This window comes from Terriglobus sp. YAF25 (assembly GCF_052113305.1).
Taxonomy (GTDB): Bacteria; Acidobacteriota; Terriglobia; order Terriglobales; family Acidobacteriaceae; genus Terriglobus.
Genome location: NZ_JBFRCY010000974.1, coordinates 1 through 2,345 on the forward strand (window position 1 = coordinate 1; position 2,345 = coordinate 2,345).

Here is a 2,345-nt window from a genome sequence, read left to right on the forward strand (position 1 = left end):
CTCCATAGAGATGCCGTTGCGAGGTCAAATATCCAAAGAAATCTGCTGCGTAGTCGGACACCTGCGGGAAAGATCGGGTGCCGAGTTGCCTTCGATAGGCTTTGATCATGGTTTCCCATGGGTAGCCCATAAAGTCAGCATTGTTGTGAACCATGATCCCGACGGGATGGTATTTGGACAACGTGAATAGCTTATTGGCCCCATTATGAACTTTGACGCCCCCGGCACTTCGGGTGGTAACAGCGCTATCGCTGGCGAGTGCAACAGCGTTTCTGTTCATGATTGCGATCTGGGCAGTCATCTGATGACGTGTTCTTGGGTCGAACGGAAGTGTAGCGCAGTAACCTCCGTCTCAAGCAATGAAGTTTCGATGCGCATTCAAAGAAACAAGTCCGATGCCTAGGAGGGCTTCGCTACAGCAATCATGCCGAAAGACGCAGAGACATCCATAAGAATGGGGATCGTCAAACCGTACCCTGGCGGCGACTTCCAGATAGCTGGCATCCGTAAACGATGCCAACCACCTTTTCAACGTAAGGCAAATAATGGCTGCGGAGCAACGCATTTATTGCTTCCTACTATTGGCGGTTGTGGCTGCATCAGCCCACCATAGGTACGCATCTAGCCTACATATGGCGAAGGGTGGGGAATCTTTCTGATGCCAGGTACCGCATCGAACCGCTGACGGCTGGACCTGTTCATGGCCGCGTGCAACATACGCCGCTACGCGCTCTAAGAGCGCGGCTGAAGTGCTGTATTTTCATCAGGATGGTGGCCAGGGACGGGATCGAACCGCCGACGCCGGCCTTTTCAGGGCCGCGCTCTACCACTGAGCTACCTGGCCCTTCGTGGAGTGTCCTTAGTATAGCAATCGAAAGGCGGATGGGACAAACCTCGACCCGGCGTCGGTAGGGTATGCTGGGCCTGTTTCCACGAAAGGATTTCCCTCTGATGAGATGCACACGAGTACTCGCGGCCCTCGCATGCCTTGCGATCACCGCGGCCGCGCAGACCCCTAGTGAGTTGAAGGCCGGCCGCGCCCTGGCCTCTGCCGTGAAACAAGGTCCTCTCTCTGCGCATGCCTTCCTGGCCAAGATGCCCAAGGGCAGCGACCTGCACGTCCACCTCTCCGGCGCGGTGTATGCCGAGACCTTCATCAAGGACGCCGTCGAAGACCACATCTGCATCGATCCGAAGGCCAAAGCCTTCGCCAAGAACCCCACCGGTACCTGCGCCGACGGCCTGGTGGCTACAAGCTCGGCTGGAACGATGACCTCGAAGATCTGCGCCAGAAACTGCTCGAGGGCGCCGTGCGTGACAACGTCAAACGCGACATTGCGGAGATCGACAGCATCGGAGCCCGCCGCAACGAGATCGAACACTGCGGCACACCTTCCGCGACACCCGCCTGCGGCATGACAGTACGCTTCATCTTCCAGGTGCTGCGCGCCTTCCCACCGCAGCAGGTCTACGCACAGACCCTGCTTGGCTTTGAGCTCGCCTCCGCGGATCCACGCGTCGTTGGCATCAACTTCGTGCAGCCCGAAGACTCCTATATGTCGATGAGCGAGTACGACCGGCAGATGAAGTTCCTGCAGTTCCTCAAGACAAAGTACCCCAAGGTCCACCTCTCGCTGCACGCCGGAGAGCTCGCCCCCGGCATCGTCCCGCCCGATGGGCTGAAGTTCCATATCCGTGAAGCCGTTGAGGTCGCCGGCGCTGAACGCATCGGCCACGGTGTCGATGTCATGTATGAGACCGATCCTCACGCCCTGCTGAAGGAGATGGCCGCCAAACACGTGATGGTCGAGATCAATCTCACCAGCAACGACGGCATTCTCGGCATCACCGGCAACCACCATCCCCTGGCCAGCTACCGTGCGGCCAAGGTTCCGGTCTCGCTTTCGACCGACGATGAGGGCGTCTCGCGCAGCGATCTCACCAACGAGTACACACGCGCCGCCATGGAGCACAGCCTTACTTACATCGATCTGAAGAATATGGCGCGGACCGGCATCGAACATTGCTTTCTACCCGGGGACACTCTATGGTCGGGCCCTGACGCCTGGGGCAAGCCGGTTGCCGCCTGCGCCGCGCAGCAGCTGGGTGCTGACAAACCTACGACCAAGTGCGCAGAGTTCCTGAAATCCAGTGAGAAGGCAACACAGCAGTGGGAGCTGGAACGCCGCTTCCGCACCTTCGAGGCAGGTGTGCAATGAAGTCCGCTCTCATCGCCATCGGCGAGTTGCTGCTGCTCTTCGTTGCAGCACTCGTCGGTTTCGTCATGCATCCTTTCAACGTTGAGAAAATTCTTCGCACCGAAAACGGCGTGGTGCGTGTAATGG

3 protein-coding genes and 1 tRNA gene are annotated in these 2,345 nt (G+C 58.3%); 2 read left to right on the top strand and 2 right to left on the bottom strand.

All coding sequences use genetic code 11. The features are described from left to right. A partial coding sequence (locus tag AB4043_RS25720) for a hypothetical protein (protein ID WP_442308548.1) occupies nt 1-301 on the bottom strand: 301 nt, incomplete at its 3' end. 468 nt (nt 302-769) lie between these two features. Continuing rightward, nucleotides 770-844: transfer RNA gene (locus AB4043_RS25725), tRNA-Phe, on the bottom strand. Nucleotides 845-951: 107 nt separating this feature from the next. Here AB4043_RS25725 and AB4043_RS25730 point away from each other — a divergent pair. Both AB4043_RS25730 and AB4043_RS25735 read left to right on the top strand, forming a co-directional pair. Next, complete coding sequence (locus AB4043_RS25730) at nt 952-1,419, top strand: hypothetical protein (protein WP_442308549.1); 468 nt, start codon at nt 952-954, stop codon at nt 1,417-1,419. Then, nucleotides 1,311-2,219: an adenosine deaminase family protein gene (locus AB4043_RS25735; protein WP_442308550.1), complete on the top strand. Its 909-nt coding sequence runs from the start codon at nt 1,311-1,313 to the stop codon at nt 2,217-2,219. Before AB4043_RS25730 ends, AB4043_RS25735 begins: the two co-directional genes overlap by 109 nt. Nucleotides 2,220-2,345: the final 126 nt, after the last annotated feature.

Coding starts and splice junctions, on each gene's coding strand:
- AB4043_RS25730 (WP_442308549.1), top strand. CDS start 952: ATGAGATGCACACGAGTACTCGCGGCCCTCGCATGCCTTGCGATCACC.